Origin of the sequence: Flavobacterium sp. Root420 (genome assembly GCF_001427905.1) — a bacterium.
In the GTDB taxonomy this organism is placed as follows: domain Bacteria; phylum Bacteroidota; class Bacteroidia; order Flavobacteriales; family Flavobacteriaceae; genus Flavobacterium.
In genome coordinates this window covers 626,331-644,488 of record NZ_LMEF01000029.1, presented here as the reverse complement: position 1 = coordinate 644,488, position 18,158 = coordinate 626,331, and the positions used below count along the sequence as shown (strand labels likewise).

The 18,158-nt window shown below is 36.4% G+C and carries 11 protein-coding genes; 3 read left to right on the top strand and 8 right to left on the bottom strand.

Annotation, left to right across the window (positions count from 1 at the left end; all coding sequences use genetic code 11):
- Positions 1-86 precede the first annotated feature (86 nt).
- The 7 genes from ASC72_RS16910 to ASC72_RS16880 form a co-directional block, all read right to left on the bottom strand.
- A complete protein-coding gene (locus ASC72_RS16910; RefSeq protein WP_056193256.1) occupies positions 87-1,688 on the bottom strand; it encodes a family 43 glycosylhydrolase in 1,602 nt (533 codons plus the stop codon).
- 316 nt (positions 1,689-2,004) lie between these two features.
- Complete coding sequence (locus ASC72_RS16905) at positions 2,005-2,532, bottom strand: PPC domain-containing DNA-binding protein (protein WP_056193253.1); 528 nt, start codon at positions 2,530-2,532, stop codon at positions 2,005-2,007.
- A gap of 127 nt (positions 2,533-2,659) precedes the next feature.
- Positions 2,660-3,880, bottom strand: a complete 1,221-nt coding sequence (locus tag ASC72_RS16900) for a response regulator (protein ID WP_056193250.1) — start codon at positions 3,878-3,880, stop codon at positions 2,660-2,662.
- Positions 3,881-3,907: 27 nt separating this feature from the next.
- Complete coding sequence (locus ASC72_RS16895) at positions 3,908-10,267, bottom strand: HAMP domain-containing protein (RefSeq protein WP_082564338.1); 6,360 nt, start codon at positions 10,265-10,267, stop codon at positions 3,908-3,910.
- Between the two features lie 84 nt (positions 10,268-10,351).
- Positions 10,352-10,783: a response regulator gene (locus tag ASC72_RS16890; RefSeq protein ID WP_082564337.1), complete on the bottom strand. Its 432-nt coding sequence runs from the start codon at positions 10,781-10,783 to the stop codon at positions 10,352-10,354.
- A 3-nt stretch (positions 10,784-10,786) separates the two neighbouring features.
- Complete coding sequence (locus tag ASC72_RS16885) at positions 10,787-12,229, bottom strand: ATP-binding protein (RefSeq protein ID WP_056193247.1); 1,443 nt, start codon at positions 12,227-12,229, stop codon at positions 10,787-10,789.
- A gap of 142 nt (positions 12,230-12,371) precedes the next feature.
- Positions 12,372-12,794, bottom strand: a complete 423-nt coding sequence (locus ASC72_RS16880) for a response regulator (protein WP_131725834.1) — start codon at positions 12,792-12,794, stop codon at positions 12,372-12,374.
- A 408-nt stretch (positions 12,795-13,202) separates the two neighbouring features.
- Here ASC72_RS16880 and ASC72_RS24150 point away from each other — a divergent pair, with 408 nt between their 5' ends.
- Both ASC72_RS24150 and ASC72_RS16875 read left to right on the top strand, forming a co-directional pair.
- On the top strand, positions 13,203-13,373 hold the full coding sequence (locus ASC72_RS24150) for a hypothetical protein (RefSeq protein WP_157849290.1): 171 nt from the start codon (positions 13,203-13,205) through the stop codon (positions 13,371-13,373).
- Positions 13,374-13,549: 176 nt separating this feature from the next.
- Positions 13,550-13,918: a response regulator gene (locus tag ASC72_RS16875; RefSeq protein ID WP_056193241.1), complete on the top strand. Its 369-nt coding sequence runs from the start codon at positions 13,550-13,552 to the stop codon at positions 13,916-13,918.
- Between the two features lie 95 nt (positions 13,919-14,013).
- On the opposite strand, the gene ASC72_RS16870 is transcribed toward ASC72_RS16875, so the two are convergent.
- Positions 14,014-14,253, bottom strand: coding sequence for a hypothetical protein (locus ASC72_RS16870; RefSeq protein ID WP_056193240.1), 240 nt, complete (start codon positions 14,251-14,253; stop codon positions 14,014-14,016).
- A 186-nt stretch (positions 14,254-14,439) separates the two neighbouring features.
- On the opposite strand from ASC72_RS16870, the gene ASC72_RS16865 reads away from it, so the two are divergent.
- Positions 14,440-17,724 carry a CheR family methyltransferase gene (locus tag ASC72_RS16865; RefSeq protein WP_056193235.1) on the top strand — a complete coding sequence of 1,095 codons (3,285 nt, stop codon included), beginning with the start codon at positions 14,440-14,442 and terminating at the stop codon, positions 17,722-17,724.
- Positions 17,725-18,158: the final 434 nt, after the last annotated feature.

Here is an 18,158-nt window from a genome sequence, read left to right as displayed (position 1 = left end):
TCAGTTTCAAGGTTCACAGGTGCTATCATTTGTAGCGCCTGCCTTTTCACTTTTACGTTCCATTTTAAACTCATAACTTATAATTCCTAATTTTTCACCAAAGACACATCATCAACTAAACAAAATGCATTTGCATTTGCATCTGCCTTAAAACCTACTTCAACTTTTCCACCTTTAACAGCAATATTTTTAATTACAATTGTTTTCCAATCCGCATTCTCGTTTTTAATAGTCGAATTAAATGTTTTTCCGTTGCTTAAAGCATACATTTCCAAATTCGTAAACCCATTACTGTTTTTAACTTTTGCTGTTAAAATATAGGAACCATCCTCCAATTTTACATAGGGTGAGGAAGACATAATCTGAAAAATTTTTCTTTTGAAATTAACTTTATCGCTAATATTTAAACTCTTTTCTCCAATGACAATTTTTCTTTCACTTTCCGTATTAAAATGATTTAAAACCGGTGAATTAATACTGTCCAATCCAATTTTATTTCCTTCCAAAACTTCGCTAGCCCAGCCTGTCAATTGAATTTGTACCGGTTTAACAGGACTCGGAATATGTCTGCGATCCGCTTCGAAACTGCCATTTTTCACATAGTTATTCTCTGAAGCTACTTTCCAGTTTCCCGTTTTAGCATCGAGATCCCATGAACTTAAAGAATTAAAATAAGGTGTTTTTCCATCAAAAGAAATCGGACACCATTGATTGTATCCCAAGCCGTTTCCCGCAAAATCTGCCCAGCGGTCCCCACAATACACAATTGTTTCTTTCTGGCTTCCTTTGACAGAAAAGAAAAATCCGGTTTGCGAAATATGGGCAAAATCTTCTTCACAACCTTTCATTACCAGCATATCATTTGCTGGAAGATAAGGGCCTCTGATATCATCGGCTACTAAATAATAAGCAAAAGAAGCATCCCAGCCATAAATGTTAGAAGCAAACATATAATACTTATTTTGATACTTGAACATGCAGTTTCCTTCACGACTTTCTCCTTTAAAAACTTCTGTGCAATCCAGCAGATTTACTTTCCCGTCTTTCAGTCCAATTTCAGAAACATAGATTTTGTTACGGCCACTTCCGTAAGAATAGACTAAATACGATTTTCCGGTATCTTCATCTGTAAAAATGGTTTGATCGCCCGTATTACTTGTTCCGATCATTTTCTCCATATTTATTTTCCTATCCCAAACAAATTCCCCTGTAGGCGAATCTGAAAGCGTAATCAATACCTCTTTGTCATGTTGCACAAACATGGCATATTTTTTCAGCTCTTTGATATAACATACACCTAAGCGCCCCACCCAGCTTTTGCCAGTCGGATTAGCTTTTTCTTTTGTCAAAACGTTGCCTTCAAATGTCCAATTCACCAAATCAACTGAACTATAGCAAGTCACCGCTTCAAAAGTTGACCTGGTTAGTGTGATTGCCGGATTGGCCCGATAACGATTGGCTTCGACATATTGCACGCCATACCAATAATATTTTTGCACACCAGTTACAGGATCAGCAAATTTAAAGATTCCACCACCCTGACTATTTAGAGGAAGGCCGTCTTTGGTATTCCAGAATACATCATTTTTGATATTTAGTTCCTGAGCAATGCAAGAGTTTGAGATTCCAATAAAGAAGAAAATTATCAAAGCAATAAAACTAAAAGAATATCTTTTTTTAGTATTCATATCAATTTTGGTTAGATTAGTCACTAATAAAAGTATCTAATACTAACCAAATTAGCGTCATGCACTATCCTGTTTACTAAATTTTACAGAAAAAATGTTTTGTACAAATAAGAAATTCAAATCTGAGCAAAACAGAATATAATGTTCTTTTATATTACTGATTTTCATCAGCCAGCAGTATATTCTTCTAAACTTTCCCATTATGAAAAGCTTTTTTTTCATAATTAGTGGTTGTAATATGCTTATCGGGTCAATCTAAAAACCTAAATACCAGATACTTTAGCTCTAAAAGATTTTAAACTTTAAATTTAATACGTTAATTTTTCACACAAGGCAATTGCAATACATTTGCTCCTAATGGCTGTTCCATTTTTCTTTCTAATTTTTCCTGATTTACAGTTACATAAATTTCCATTGAACCTGTTCCGACTTTAAGTGCCAGAATATGTCCGCCATAAGCTTGGAACTGATCATCGGTTGCAACCCCATGGATATGCAAAGAAGGTTTTCCCCCACTCCAGGCAATGGAACCAGTAAGGCTCCCCATCTCTACTTTGTTAAATGTTTTGGGATTATACTTCTTCTGATTAAAGTCGAAAAAGCCAAAAGTAACTTCCCCTGCAAAACCAATTCCGGTAAAATTTCCAGAAGGGATTTGTTGCTCTTTAACAAGTTTTTCAATTGAAGCAATAACATCATCCCCTTCGCGCAATACGAGCAGAAATCCTTCAGCTGTTTTACTATAACGACATTTAGAATTTGTTGCGTTTTGCTGCGCGTTTACGAAACTGATTGCCAAACAAAAAACTGATGTAACGATTCTATTTTTTATGGATAAATACATAGCGATTGATTTTAAAATTAAACTTCAAACAAAAGAATAATCCTTTCATTTTCAGAACCTTAAAATTAATTTACTACTCATTTTAAATTTTATATAAATCCAAAATAGTATTACAGGAATTCAATTATTAACAAGGGATATAAATGTTAAAAGTTGCTCCTTGCATGGGTTCGCCAACAGCATTTATATGACCATTATGATTTTCGACAATTTTCTTTACGATCGCCAGTCCAATTCCGGTTCCTTCGTACAAATCCCTTCCATGTAATTTCTGGAAAACACCAAAAATTTTCTCGCTGTGTTGTGGTTCAAAACCAATTCCGTTATCTCCAAAACTAATGTGACAATAATTGACATCTCTCGACAAGTTTTCGATTTTCAAATCCACACCATAAACCAAACGGCTTTTTATATTGATCTCTAATGGAGTTTCTGTTTTGGCAAATTTGATGGCATTATGAATCAGGTTCTCCATTAACTGAACAAACTGAAAAGGGATTACTTTGGCCGTATCATGAAAATCAGTGACAATGGTAGCTCCTTTTTCGTTTAAATTTTCATTTAACGCCTCTTTTACATCGTTAATTATCGTATTGAGATCAACGGTTTCAAATCTTCTGTCCACAAGTGTGGCACGGGAAAACGTAAGAAGGCTGTTAATAAGTTCCCGCATTCTGTTGCAGGCATAAAGAATCCTGTCGAACTTTGCCTTTCCATCTTCTGATAAATTGCCATATTCATTAGACATAATGAGATTTGCAAAAGTCTGAATTTTTCGTAGTGGTTCCTGAAGATCATGGCTTGAAATGTACGTAAAAGCATCCAGTTCCATGTTTTTCTTTTTTAGTTCTTCGGCATGTTTTTCTATCGCTGCATATTGAGAGGCAAGTTCTTTATGGGTCTTTAGGATGATTTCATTAAGCGCATGGGTTTCTTCTTCTTTCTTTCTTAACTCCTGGTTTTTTCGGAACAATTCGGTAAAAACCATCACTTTTGCCTGCAAAATTTCTGGCGACAAAGGTTTGATCATATAATCAACCGCGCCGGACTGATACCCTTTGAAAATGTATTCATTGGTATTCATATTGGCGGTTAGAAATATAATGGGAACGTGTTTTAGTTTTTCACTTTGGCGAATTAATTCGGCTGTTTCAAAACCATCCATCAATGGCATTTGAACATCCATGAGAATAATAGCAAAATCCTGGTTTTTGAGCAGAATCCGCAAAGCATCTTTCCCTGATGTTGCTTCAACAAACTGATAACCACGGTCAGCCAGGATGACTTGTAGAGAAAGTAGGTTTTCTTTTTTGTCATCGACTATTAAGATTTTAATTGCGTCTCCCATTCTTATTTTGCATTGAATATAAAATTATTATTTAAGCCACACGCGCATTAGCGACGACAACTGCTCAACATTTACGGGTTTGGTCATATAATCTGAGGCTCCTGATTCTATACAACGCTGTCTGTCTCCTTTCATCGCTTTTGCGGTTACAGCAATAATGGTAAGATCCTTATGTTTGCCATCTTTTCGAATGCGTTTCATCGTTTCATAACCATCCATTTCAGGCATCATAATATCCATCAGGACAATATTTATATCTTTATTTTGATTCAGAATATCGATTGCTTCCTGACCACTTTCTGCACTTATTACATCCAGGCCATATCGTTCCAGAGCTGTTGTTAGTGCAAAAAGATTACGTACATCATCATCCACTAATAAAACTTTTTTGCCCTGCAATACATCCTCTTTCAAATAAAACGATTCGATGATTTCTTTCATTTCATTAGGAAGCTCTTTATGAACACGATGCATAAACAAAGCCGTCTGGTCAATCAGCTCCTCCATCGAACCAGCACTTTTCGTAATGATACTATGAGCGAATCTGTTTAGTTTTAGTCTTTGTTTTTTTGTAACATCGCCAGCCGAATGTATAATAATAGCTGTTTCCTGTCCGGCAATATTATTCTCCAAATCCGTAATGATCTCAAGACCATCTGCATCTGGCAAAACCAAATCTAAGATAATACAATCAAATGATTTTTGCTGTATTAATGCAACTGCTTCTGAGGCCGTTTTAGCGCTGGATATCGTAATATCATCTCCATCAATAGCATTTATTATTCGGCTCAGTTCAAGTTCATTATCATCTACTACTAGCAGGTTTTTTATCTTTTTATTCTTAAAGTCATGAATATCTTTAAAAAGATAAGACAGTGAATCGTTCTTAACCGGTTTTAAGAAAAAGTTTCTCGCACCACGTTTAAGTCCTTTATTTCTCTCGTCTTCACCAGAAATAATATAAACCGGAATATGGCGCAGGTTAAAATCGGTTTTTAGTCGGTCCAGAATTTTCCATCCACTGGTGTCCGGCATGTTTAAATCCATCGTAATGGCGTGCGGATGAAACTGATTAATAAAATCTACAACATCGTTTCCTTTAGTGGTTACAATTGCCTTAATTCCGTTGATATGCGCCTGTTCGAGCATAATTTTGGCAAATGTCAGATTATCCTCTGCAATCAGTAATATTTTGTCTCCAGGCTTAATATCTGTTCTGTCATCGCCTATTTCATCCACAAAGAATAAATCAATATCAGAGCGATTAAACTTCTCGGATGGTAATGATTTTATACGACCTTTTACATCAGCTTCTTCTTCTACCTCAATATCTTCTATTTCAGAAATATCTACATATTGCAATGGAAGGAACAAGGTGAATTTACTTCCGATATTCATGTCACTTTCCAGTTCGATACTTCCTCCTAATAAATCAGAAAGCCCACGGCTAATTGATAATCCCAAACCAGTTCCACCGTATTTACGGCTGGTTGAACCTTCGGCTTGTTGGAAAGCTTCAAATATGATGTTTTGTTTTTCTTTGGAAATTCCAATTCCGGTATCCGAAATCTCAAAAGCAACCACAGCCTCTGCTTTATCCAGACTAAGATTGGCCGTTTTCCAATTGTTATTGGCTTTGTATATTTTTAATTGTACTTCGCCTTTTTCAGTAAATTTAAAAGAGTTCGACAGCAAGTTTTTTAAAATCTGGTTCAATCGTTGTGAATCGGTTTCAATGAGTTCGGGAAGTTCTGCATCCATGCTTATTTTAAAGCGTAAATGTTTGGCCTCTGCAATTGGATTAAAGGTCGACTCCACAAATCGGCTGATTTCATCAAAACTAATCGGATTGTAATCCACAGAAATATAACCGGATTCGATTTTTGAAAGATCCAGAATGTCATTGATCAACTGAATTAAGTCATCACCACAGGAATTGATCGTTTTGGCAAACTGAATTTGTTTCTCGGAAAGGTTTCCGTCTCTGTTGGCGATTAATTCGTTGGCTAAGATCTGTAAACTATTCAGCGGAGTTCTTAGCTCATGCGACATATTGGCAAGGAATTCCGATTTATATTTGGATGTTAAGGTCAGCTGATCTGCTTTTTCTTCCAAAGCTTTTCTCGCTACCTCTACCTCTTGGTTCTTAAGCTCTACTTCTTCTTTTTGATTGGCCAGCAAGAAAGCTTTTTCTTCCAGCTCTTCGTTGGTGTTTTTCAGTACCTCCTGTTGGCTTTTTAATTCGCTTGCCAATGATTGAGATTGTACCAAAAGTTCTTCGGTTCTGGAGTTCGATTCGATCGTATTTAGTACAATACCAATACTTTCTGTCAATCCTTCCAGGAAATCTAAGTGTGTCTGACTGAAAGTATCCAAAGAAGCCAGCTCAATAACGGCTTTTAGTTGTCCCTCAAAAAGTACCGGTAGAATAATAACGTCCTGTGGCTTGGCATCTCCCAAACCTGAATTGATTCGGATATAGTCTTTTGGCACATTGCTCAGAATAATTCTTTCCTTTTCTATCGCTACCTGACCAATAAGTCCTTCTCCCATTGCATATTGCGTAGGTGAATTTTTTCTTTTGATGTAAGCATAAGAGGCAATCAGATTCAGTTTTGAGTCCTCAAAATTTTCATCTTCCTGCAAAATATAAAAGAGCCCGTGTTGTGCTGTTACAACTGTTGCCAGCTCAGAAAGGATTTTTCTGGTAACCGAATTCAGTTCTTTCTGCCCCTGAAGCATCTGGGTGAATTTAGCTAAATTCGATTTCAGCCAGTCTTGTTCCTGATTTCTTAAAGTGGTTGCTTTCAGGTTGGAGATCATTTGGTTGATGGTATCTTTAAGCGCCTCAACCTCCCCTTTTGCTTCAACACCAATGGTTCGTGTTAAATCTCCTTGTGTTACCGCAGAAGCCACCTCAGAAATTGCACGCACCTGAGTGGTTAAATTCGCCGCAAGCTGATTTACGTTTTCTGTTAAGTTTTTCCAGGTTCCGGAAGCTCCCGGTACATTCGCCTGGCCTCCAAGTTTTCCTTCTGCCCCTACCTCACGCGCCACGGTTGTTACCTGATCGGAGAAAGTGGCCAGGGTATCAATCATTTCGTTGATCGTATCGGTTAATTGCGCCACCTCTCCTTTGGCATCAATCGATAATTTTTGCTTTAGGTTTCCTTTTGCAACGGAGGTTACTACTTTCGCAATTCCACGTACCTGTGATGTTAAATTCGAAGCCATCAAGTTCACCGAATCCGTTAAATCTTTCCAGGTTCCGGCCACCCCTTTTACTTCAGATTGCCCTCCCAGTTTTCCTTCGGTACCCACCTCACGCGCCACACGGGTAACCTCAGATGAAAACGAATTCAGCTGTTCCACCATCGTGTTGAAGGTATTTTTCAGATCCAGAATTTCTCCTTTTACGTCAACGGTAATTTGTTTAGAAAGGTCACCATTGGCTACGGCTTTGGTTACATCGGCAATATTACGCACCTGACCTGTTAAATTCGATGCCATCTGATTCACCGAATCCGTTAAATCTTTCCACGTTCCGGCAACTCCCGGTACAAAGGCTTGCCCTCCCAGTTTTCCTTCTGTTCCTACCTCTCTGGATACACGGGTTACCTCCGAAGCAAAACTTCGAAGCTGATCCACCATCGTGTTTACCGTTTCTTTTAATTGAAGGATTTCTCCACGAACGTCGGCGGTAATTTTTTTGGACATATCCCCGTTTGCAACGGCGATCGTTACCTCTGCAATATTACGTACCTGAGTGGTTAAGTTACCTGCCATCTGATTCACCGAATCGGTCAAATCTTTCCAGGTTCCGGCAACTCCCGGTACATTCGCCTGACCCCCCAATTTTCCTTCGGTTCCTACCTCACGCGCCACACGAGTTACCTCGGAGGCAAATTCACGAAGCTGATCCACCATTGTATTGAGGGTTTCTTTCAACTGCAGAATTTCCCCACGAACGTCAACGGTAATTTTTCGGGACATATCCCCGTTTGCCACGGCAATCGCCACATCGGCAATATTACGTACCTGCGCGGTAAGGTTACCTGCCATCTGGTTCACCGAATCCGTTAAATCTTTCCACGTTCCGGCAACTCCCGGCACATTGGCCTGACCTCCCAGTTTTCCTTCTGTTCCTACCTCTCTTGACACACGGGTTACCTCCGAAGCAAAGCCTCGAAGCTGATCCACCATGGTATTAATTGTATTTTTAAGCTCCAGGATTTCTCCCTTTACGTCTACTGTAATTTGTAATGACAAATCCCCTTTTGCTACCGCTGTGGTTACCTCGGCAATGTTACGCACCTGACCCGTTAAATTCGATGCCATCTGGTTTACCGAATCGGTCAAATCTTTCCAGGTTCCACCAACACCTTCCACCTGCGCCTGACCTCCCAGTTTTCCTTCGGTACCCACCTCACGCGCCACACGGGTTACCTCCGATGCAAAAGAGTTCAGCTGACCCACCATCGTATTAATGGTGTTTTTAAGCTCCAGGATTTCTCCTTTTGTATCTACGGTAATCTGGCGCGATAAATCGCCTTTTGCTACCGCTGTGGTTACCTCTGCGATATTACGTACCTGACCTGTTAAGTTCGATGCCATCTGATTCACAGAATCCGTTAAATCTTTCCAGGTTCCTCCAACTCCTTTTACTTTTGCCTGACCTCCCAGTTTTCCTTCGGTACCCACCTCAAGTGCCACACGCGTAACCTCAGAAGAAAAGGAGTTCAGCTGATCCACCATCGTATTGATGGTTTTCTTGAGCTCCAGAATTTCCCCTTCGGCCACAGCCGTAATCTTTTTCGATAAATCCCCATTGGCCACCGCGGTTGTTACCTCGGCAATATTACGTACCTGCCCCGTTAAGTTCGATGCCATCTGGTTTACTGAATCGGTTAAATCTTTCCAGGTTCCACCAACCCCTTTTACTTTTGCCTGACCTCCCAGTTTTCCTTCTGAACCTACCTCTCTCGCCACACGGGTTACCTCGGCACCAAAAGAGTTCAGCTGATCCACCATCGTATTGATCGTATTTTTTAATTCTAATATTTCTCCAGCTACGTTTACTGTAATTTTTTTAGATAAATCTCCTTTTGCCACGGCGGTTGTTACCTCGGCGATATTACGTACCTGACCTGTCAGATTCGATGCCATCTGGTTTACCGAATCGGTTAAATCTTTCCAAACTCCCCCAACTCCTCTTACTTTTGCCTGACCTCCCAGTTTTCCTTCGGATCCAACCTCTACCGCCACACGCGTAACCTCAGAAGAAAACGAGTTGAGCTGATCCACCATCGTGTTGATGGTGTTTTTCAATTCTAAGATTTCCCCTTTTACGTCTACGGTAATTTTTTTGGATAAATCTCCCTTAGCTACCGCAGTGGTTACATCGGCAATATTACGTACCTGGCCCGTTAAATTCGACGCCATCTGATTTACCGAATCGGTTAAATCTTTCCAGGTTCCCCCAACTCCTTTTACCTGCGCCTGGCCTCCCAGTTTTCCTTCGGTTCCTACCTCTCTCGCCACACGGGTTACCTCAGAAGAAAAGGAGTTCAGCTGATCCACCATCGTATTGATGGTATTTTTTAGTTCTAAGATTTCTCCTTTTACGTCAACGGTAATTTTTTTGGATAAATCTCCTTTTGCTACCGCGGTTGTCACATCTGCAATATTACGTACCTGTCCGGTAAGGTTACTAGCCATCTTATTTACAGAGTCAGTCAAATCTTTCCAAACCCCTCCAACACCTCTTACTTTTGCCTGACCTCCCAGTTTTCCTTCTGTACCTACCTCACGTGCTACACGGGTAACCTCCATCGAAAACAGGTTCAGCTGTTTCACCATTCCGTTTACCTCTTTTGCAATTCTGAGGAATTCTCCCTGAAGCGGGTTCCCTTCAATAGAAAGCGGCATTTCCTGAGATAAATTCCCTTTAGCCACCGAGGTAATTACGTGGGCAATTTCGATAGTTGGATGCACAAGATCCGAAATCAGTGTATTTACCGAATCAACGCAGGAGCTCCAGGAACCTCTTGCGCCATCAAGGGCAACTCTATTGGTCAGTTTTCCTTGTTTACCAATACTTTTACCCACTTTCTGAAACTCAAAAACCATGCGTTCGTTCAGATCAATGATTTCATTCAAGGTATCGCAAATTGATCTTTTAATTCCATTCTGATCCGTTGGGAAACGCTGAGTGAAATTACCATTTTTGACTTTCAACAAAATCTTTAAAAACTCTGCATCAGTCAAAATAGATTCCTCAGCATCTACTTTTTTGCCCCTTGCTTTTGAAGGTTTTTCTGGCAAAACAATCGGAAACTCAAGAACATCCGGAGATTCTGTCGTTATAATTTCTTTTTTATTTTTCATATTCCCAACTTTTATCGAATGATTTAAAAAATCTGCCCCTTAATTTTTTACTAATCTACTGTTTTTTACTATAAAAACACTTTGTTATATACCGTCATCAAACAATATTTTCCTTAAATGAAATTGCACAAAGGCGTCCATAGAATCAGAACGTTTTGTATTATCATTGTAATTCAAAGGTTTTATAATATAACCTGATATCCCCAATCTTTCTGCTGCAGTACGATCATTTCCTTCTGAGGATGTTGTCATAATAAAAACCTTTAAATCCCTTAATTTTTTATCTTCTCTTACCACTTTCAAAAATTCTATTCCGTTCATTCTTGGCATATTAATATCCAGCAAAATTACATCGGGAACTAATCCTGTTTCAGGATCTCTGAGTATTTTTAATGCTTCAATTCCATTATAAACGGTGTATAGTACATATTCACTATCCAGTTTTTTCAGGGATCGCTCTACGCTAATCACATCCAGTTCGTCATCTTCAACTAATAAAATGGTTGGCTTTTTCATAACTTAATTATTTCTCCATGTAAAAATGAATTCGGCACCTTCGCCCAACTTCGATTTAACTATTATACTCTCCTGTTGATCATCAATTATTTTTTTTACAATCGCAAGACCAACTCCGGTACTTTCCTGTTCATTTTGTTCCCGAAGTGTCTGAAATATTTCGAATATTTTCTGGTGATATTCCCCTGCAATACCAATTCCGTTATCTTTTACCGAAAATTCATGCACACCATCAAATGTGACACAACTGATCTGAATCAAGCCCTCTTCCTGTGGCGTATATTTTACGGCATTACTAATCAAATTGGCAAAAACCTGTTCCAGTTTAATTCTTTCTGTAAATAAATACGGAAGGTTCCCTATTTCGAGTTTGAAATTTCGAGGAACGATCGAATCGGCGATTTCATGTACCAAAGCGTTAGTATCGATATATTCTGAAGGTGTTTTTAAGTTTAGACGGGCATAATCCAGCAAGCCATTAATAAGCGCTTCCATGCGTCTTGTTTTTTGCGGAATAATCCGGAGGTATCTTTTCAATTCTGGCGATAACTCGTTTTCCATATCTTCTTCTATCCAGCTTACCACATTATGAATACCACGAATAGGTGCTTTAAGATCATGAGAAACGGCATAGGCAAATTTATTGAGCTCGGCATTTCTGTTTTTCAGCTCATGAATATTTTTATCAAGTTTTCCTGACATTCTGTTTAGTGACGTTGCCAGGGCAGTCAGTTCATCGTTTCTGGTATCCTTAACTATAGTAAAATTTCCTTTGGAAATATTCTCGGCAAGACGAACCATCGAATTAATTCTTTTGTTGGTGACATACATAATAAAGATAGTACTTAACAACCCAACGATGACAGTTAGCGTTAGGAAAATAAATGAAAAAGTATGCGCATATCTCAAAGAAGTGAGTAATATTTCTGTATGATGCTTCCTTTTTTTATATTCGGTTTTATCGAATCGGGAAAATTTTTCGGAAATAGCGTCATTTATTTTTTTTCCAACATACCTTTTTAGGGAAGTATTGAATAACGTTTTATACGAATCCGGCATTTCTTTTCTGGATTTTATCAATTCATCAGAATAGCGAACCCAATTAGTATGAAGTGTACTAATCGAATCTAATGTGGCACGCTGGTCATTATTATTTCCAATGCGAAGTTGCTGCTCTTTGATTAATGAAGGGACTCTTTTGAGTCCGATAAAGTACGAATCCAGAAAAGTATAATCATCAGTAAGCAAAAAACCTCGAAAAGCGCTTTGCATTTCGATTATAGCTTTATGGGTTTTATTAGAATTACGAATAATCTCTTCAGATCTGGCCAGAAACTGCGAGTTAAGCTGCACCTTTTTTGATAACATATAATTCGTGTATGAGTCCGCAATGGACAACAAAATCACAAGGGTAAAGGCAACTAGAATTTGGGTAGATAATTTCATCTAATTACAATTAAAGGACCATATACACCATTTGGCACTCGATTATCCAATAAAAATAATAAAATCTTTCCTGAATATTTTCTTAGCATCATTTGCACTGCTGAACCTTTTAGAGCTACAATAATAGTATAATTAATAACTTCTATACTGAAAAAATATATTGACTTAAAATTTGTTTTAAGTCATTAAAATTATTTGGCTTGGATATATAATCATGGGCTCCATACGATTTGGCCTCATCAATAATATCATCTAATTGCGAAGTCGAAAAGATAATGATGGGGATTTCTTTTAATCCTTCCTCCTTTTTAATCTCAGTCATAAATTCAAGTCCTGACATAATGGGCATGTTAAGATCAAGAAAGATAACATCGGGGTTAATTTCCTTCTGTATCAATTTTCGCAATGCTTCGACCGGATCATAAATAGCAGTGTAGTTAGCGGCAGATACTGCTTCTAGTGCTTCCATGAATAATTCACAATCATCTGAATCATCATCAATTTGTAGTATATTACTATACGCTATGCGTTTATTTGTCATTTCTAATGTGTAAAGTTCTTTCAATAATTCTAATTTTTTAAAATTAAAAATAGTTTTCTCACTATTTGATATGCTTATAAATATGAATATCAAATTGAATTTGAAAATAAAAATATAATGTAATCAATTAAAAAAAAAGCATATTGATTGTAATAGCACTTGTTAAAATTGCAACCCTATTTTCATTTTCTGAATAATTTGAGCTTCTATTTTACATTATAACTTCGATTCGATTTTACAAAACTCCTCATCCTTCTGTTTCATTTTTTATTGGTAGAACCAATTTGTTTTTCTGTTGTAGAAATTTACTAAAAATAATGTGCATTTCGTCGAACATGGGAATTATGTAACGAAATACAAAAATTATATAAAATCGTCTTTTGTTAGCCATTTATTTTTATAAAAAATCAGTAACTTAACTTATATTTTGCTATGAAAAATTTAAATTTAAAAATCATAACAGGAGCATTATTTTTAACTATTGCAGCAATGAGTTGCAGCAAACATTGTGATGATGAAGATTATAGAAGAGATTCAAAACCCAAAACAACCATAACTTCGGATTCCTTAAAAGTTTCTTCAGACCATCATAATGAAACTTAATATGGAAGATTGAGAACTTGTTTAACAACAAGTTCTCAATATCTTTTCAATTTAAAAAACCAATAAAATCTTACAATTTATAAAAAAAACAACGCAATAAACTATTTTATTACCTTTAAAAGATTTAAATTTACGAGAAGATCATCTGATAGAAAATCAAACCAAATAACCTGCTTATGAAGTATAAAAATATTTTGCAAATTGATGATGATTTTGACGATTGCGAATTCTTTCAGCAGGCGCTGGAAGGAGTGTCAACTGCTGCATATATGGCACTTCATAATCCGATTGAAGCTTTACAAAAATTAGTTGACAGAGAAATAAAACCGGACTTGATTTTCCTTGATATTAATATGCCAATGATGAGCGGTATTGAACTTTTGGCAGAAATAAAAAAAAGAGATACTCTTAAAAATATTCCTGTTATTATATTTTCAACAGCTCCGATATCAGCAAATTTGGCAAAAATACTCGATGCTAAAGATTATTTAACTAAACCCAGTAATTTTAATGACCTCAAGAACATATTAAGAAGTATTTTATAATTGATTTTTCAAATCAATTAATTTACAGGTAATGAATTCAATAAAAAAGCCCGTATTACACAGGCTCTTTTCATTTTCTACAATTTGATTTTCCATTATTTTTCTGGTTTTATGGTATCAATTGCAGTTGTAGGTCTTGTACTGCTTTTCTTTTTAGTAACAGGATGCTTTGTTTTAACCGAATCTGTCTTATGTGTAGAAGATTTTGTGGTACGGTTACTTTTTAAAATCGTGTCTGTACTCGTTTTAGCTTTTTTAGTTGTTTTAGGAGTTTCCTGTGCAGAGACAGTTCCAACAAAAAGAAGCATGGCCAATGTCATTAATAAATTCTTCATGATATTGATTTTTAAATATTTATATTTTTTTTTAAAAAATCTTGTAATAAGACAAATTTTAAAAAGATTTTAGCAATTTATTTACATATTTATAATTTAAAGGTTACATCTTTTCCATAATAATTTTACATTATTTTTTTATAATCAAAGACTTCATTTATCTTTGATATAGTGATACCATAAGCGATGAAACTTACTGATACAAAACGCCCCAGAATAACAGGGCAGAATTTCCCGGTTGTAGGCATTGGCGCCTCAGCAGGCGGATTGGATGCTATGAAGAGATTAATTAAAGCGATACCTGCAGATTCTGGAATGGCTTATGTAATTGTGCAGCACTTATCTCCTGACCATCCTAGTAGTTTGCCCGAAATTTTAACCCAATACACAGAGATACCGGTTTATGAGATTATAAATGATATTAATCTGGCACCGGATCGTATTTATATTATTCCCGAGAACACTAATCTTGTAGCCGAAGATGGCCTTCTAAAATTGCATCAGCGAACACGGAACGAAAGAAAAAATGAAAGCATTGATATTTTCTTTGACTCGCTGGCAGAAGTGCATCAAAGTTTTGCCATTGGTATTATTCTTTCCGGAACCGCTTTTGACGGAACTTTTGGATTAAAAAAAATAAAGGAAATTGGTGGTGCAACGCTGGCCCAGGATCCTGAAACCGCTGAGTTTAAGGGAATGCCACAAAGTGCCATAGATACTGATATTGTGGACTATGTGTTGCCCCCAGAACTTATGCCTGCACAACTACTGGAAATACGAAAGAGTTACACGACAAATCTTGCCTATAATGAAGAAGGACATCTCCCAAAGAATGAAGAAGAAATTTTACTGCAAATTATAAACCTGATTTTTTTAAGAACCGGAAATGATTTTCGTCATTATAAGCAACCCACCATCAGAAGACGTATTGCAAGACGAATGGTAATAAACCGTAAAGAAAATTTACAGGATTATTACCATCATCTTCGTAATGATAAATCAGAACAAGATGCGCTTTTCAATGATTTTTTAATTCCTGTAACATACTTTTTTAGGGATCAGAGCTTTTTTGAATCTTTACCCAGACTTGCTTTTCCTCAATTACTTCAAAATACCGTTAATAATAATTTGCGTATCTGGATTGCGGGATGTGCAACTGGTGAAGAAGCATATTCACTGGCAATAGCTCTGCATGAATATTTAGCCGAAAGAAATAGCGATATTAAAGTTCAGATTTTTGCTTCTGATATTTCTGAAAAATGCATCGCCAAAGCGCGAACTGCTATCTATTCGGCACAAGACATACAACAAGTTTCGCAAAGCAGATTAAACCATTATTTTACTAAAAGAGATGGGTATTATCACATTAATAAAGTGATTCGTGATATGTGTATTTTTGCTGTACATAACTTTATAAAAGACCCGCCTTTTGCCAGAATTGATTTAGTTTCTTGTCGTAATGTGCTTATTTATCTGGATTCTTTTTTACAAAATAAAGTGTTAAGCTCTTTCCATTATGCGCTAAAAGACAAAGGAATTTTGTTTCTTGGAAAGTCTGAAAGTGTTAATAATGCACAAAATTTATTTGAACCTATTGGAAAGCATGAAAAAATTTATGTCCGTAAATTTGCAGCCGGACGCTATATTCCAGAAGCCTTTAAACCTGTTAATCTCAGCAATCGTGATAAAGTAGAAGCATCAGATAAAAAGAAATCTCTGGCAAGTGATTTTCTCAAAACAGCTTCTGATATTTTATTTACGAAATATACTCCGGCAAGTGTCATTGTTGATGAACATCTTGAAATTGTACATTTCCATGGAGATACAAGTCCTTTTTTACTTCAATCTCCGGGAAAACCCAATTTTAATATTTTAAAAATGGCCCGGGATGGTATTAGTTTTGAATTGCGAAATGCCCTCACTAAATTAAAAAAAGAAGCAGAACCTGTAATTAAAGAAAATATTCTGGTTAAGAACCAGCCTTATCTAGTTTCTTTTGAAATGATTTTGCTTCCGAATCCTAATAAGGAAGAATATTATTTAATTCTTTTTGCTAAAAAACCATTGCCCGATATTGATACTGAAAATAAAATAAAAAGTAAAAACGTTGATCAGCTTCGCATTAAAGAACTCGAAAATGAGTTGATGCAAATGCGGGAAGACATCAAAAGAATAAGTGAAGAACAACAAACCGCCTTTGAAGAACTGCAAACTACTAATGAAGAATTATTAAGCAGCAGCGAAGAGCTCCAGGCGATGAATGAGGAGTTGGAAACCTCTACAGAGGAATTACAGTCAAACAACGAGGAATTAATATGTGTGAATGACGAATTAATGGATCGTCAGGAACAACTCATCTCGATGCGAAATTATTCTGAATCTATTATCGATACGATTCGTGAGCCGTTATTGATTATCGACAGGGATTTTTTTGTAAAAAGTGCCAATCCCGCATTTTATAAATATTTTGAAACCACTGAAAAAGAAACAGAAGGACATTCTTTTTTTGAAATTGGCGACTGTCACTGGGACATACCAGAATTTAAGGAATTGTTATTTAAAATGCTTGATGAAAAAGAAGCGGTTCACGATTTTAAAGTAGATACGGTTTGCTCGGGAATAGGCAAAAAAATCATGATGGTTAACGCACGCAAAATCTTAAATGCACAACCGGCCGGTATGATACTTCTGGCTATAGAAGATATAACAGATTTGGTGACTACCAATACGTTATTGACCAAAAAGAACCAGGAATTACAAAAATATAACAATGAGCTGGAAGCTTTTAGTGCTGCAGCAAGTCATGATTTACAGGAACCACTACGCAAGATTCAGATGTTTTCTAACCGAATTATCGACAATGAAAAAAACCTGACAGAATCAAGCCTTCATAATCTTGAGCGAATCAGGATTGCTTCTTCAAACATGAGTCAGTTAGTTACTGATCTTATCGGTTATTCGAGAATTAATTTTATTGAGAAAGAATATAAAAGAACTGATCTTAATACACTTTTTAAGAAGATTATTTCTGATTTAAAGGATCAGATAGCCGAAAGAAATGCGCTCATCACGGTTTCATCACTACCCCAGGTAAATGTTATTCCGTATCAAATACAGCAGTTATTTGTCAATTTAATTATGAATGCTGTCAAGTATACAAAAGATGATGTTACACCTCAAATTAAAATTGAAGCAGAAGAGCCATCGAAAGAAGAAATAGTTAAAATTGGTGGAGATCCGCAAATTAATTATGCAAAAATTAATGTTATCGATAATGGTATTGGATTTAATACTGATTTTGAAGAGAAAATTTTTGATCCATTTTACAGATTGCACGGCAACGATCAATATAGCGGAAGCGGTCTTGGCTTAACTATAGCTAAAAAAATTGTATCCAATCACCATGGATTTATTGTCGGAACAAGTAAGATCAATCATGGCAGCACATTTTCTGTTTACATCCCTTTGTAAAAATATTTTTTTTTATCTCCTAATACATAAAAAGGTGCTACTTCATATCAGCATCTTTTTTTTGGCTTTAAGTGAAGTATTCCTGAATTTAAACCAAACCGCTTTTTTTAAACAACTTCACCAAAACACTGATAATTATACAATTACAAACTGAAATTTTGTAAAGAAAACGATCTGTACAGTTTTAAATTTGAATTACAAACATTAGATCACTTACAATGAATTTATAATTCAAGACTGTTTTAGAATTGATTTTGTACTTCTGGTATCCTAATAACTTTTTTTATCATGAATAAGAATTAGTAAAACTGCACCGGAGTTCACTGGAATTTCCGGGCTGATATCAGAAAATACATTTTCATATTCAAAACAAAACATCTGAAAATTATAAAAATGCAAATTATTATATTTTTTTAGTGATTCTATTTTTGTAA

Coding starts and splice junctions, on each gene's coding strand:
- ASC72_RS16910 (WP_056193256.1), bottom strand. CDS start 1,688: ATGAATACTAAAAAAAGATATTCTTTTAGTTTTATTGCTTTGATAATT.
- ASC72_RS16905 (WP_056193253.1), bottom strand. CDS start 2,532: ATGTATTTATCCATAAAAAATAGAATCGTTACATCAGTTTTTTGTTTG.
- ASC72_RS16900 (WP_056193250.1), bottom strand. CDS start 3,880: ATGGGAGACGCAATTAAAATCTTAATAGTCGATGACAAAAAAGAAAAC.
- ASC72_RS16895 (WP_082564338.1), bottom strand. CDS start 10,267: ATGAAAAATAAAAAAGAAATTATAACGACAGAATCTCCGGATGTTCTT.
- ASC72_RS16890 (WP_082564337.1), bottom strand. CDS start 10,783: ATGAAAAAGCCAACCATTTTATTAGTTGAAGATGACGAACTGGATGTG.
- ASC72_RS16885 (WP_056193247.1), bottom strand. CDS start 12,229: ATGAAATTATCTACCCAAATTCTAGTTGCCTTTACCCTTGTGATTTTG.
- ASC72_RS24150 (WP_157849290.1), top strand. CDS start 13,203: ATGAAAAATTTAAATTTAAAAATCATAACAGGAGCATTATTTTTAACT.
- ASC72_RS16875 (WP_056193241.1), top strand. CDS start 13,550: ATGAAGTATAAAAATATTTTGCAAATTGATGATGATTTTGACGATTGC.
- ASC72_RS16870 (WP_056193240.1), bottom strand. CDS start 14,253: ATGAAGAATTTATTAATGACATTGGCCATGCTTCTTTTTGTTGGAACT.
- ASC72_RS16865 (WP_056193235.1), top strand. CDS start 14,440: ATGAAACTTACTGATACAAAACGCCCCAGAATAACAGGGCAGAATTTC.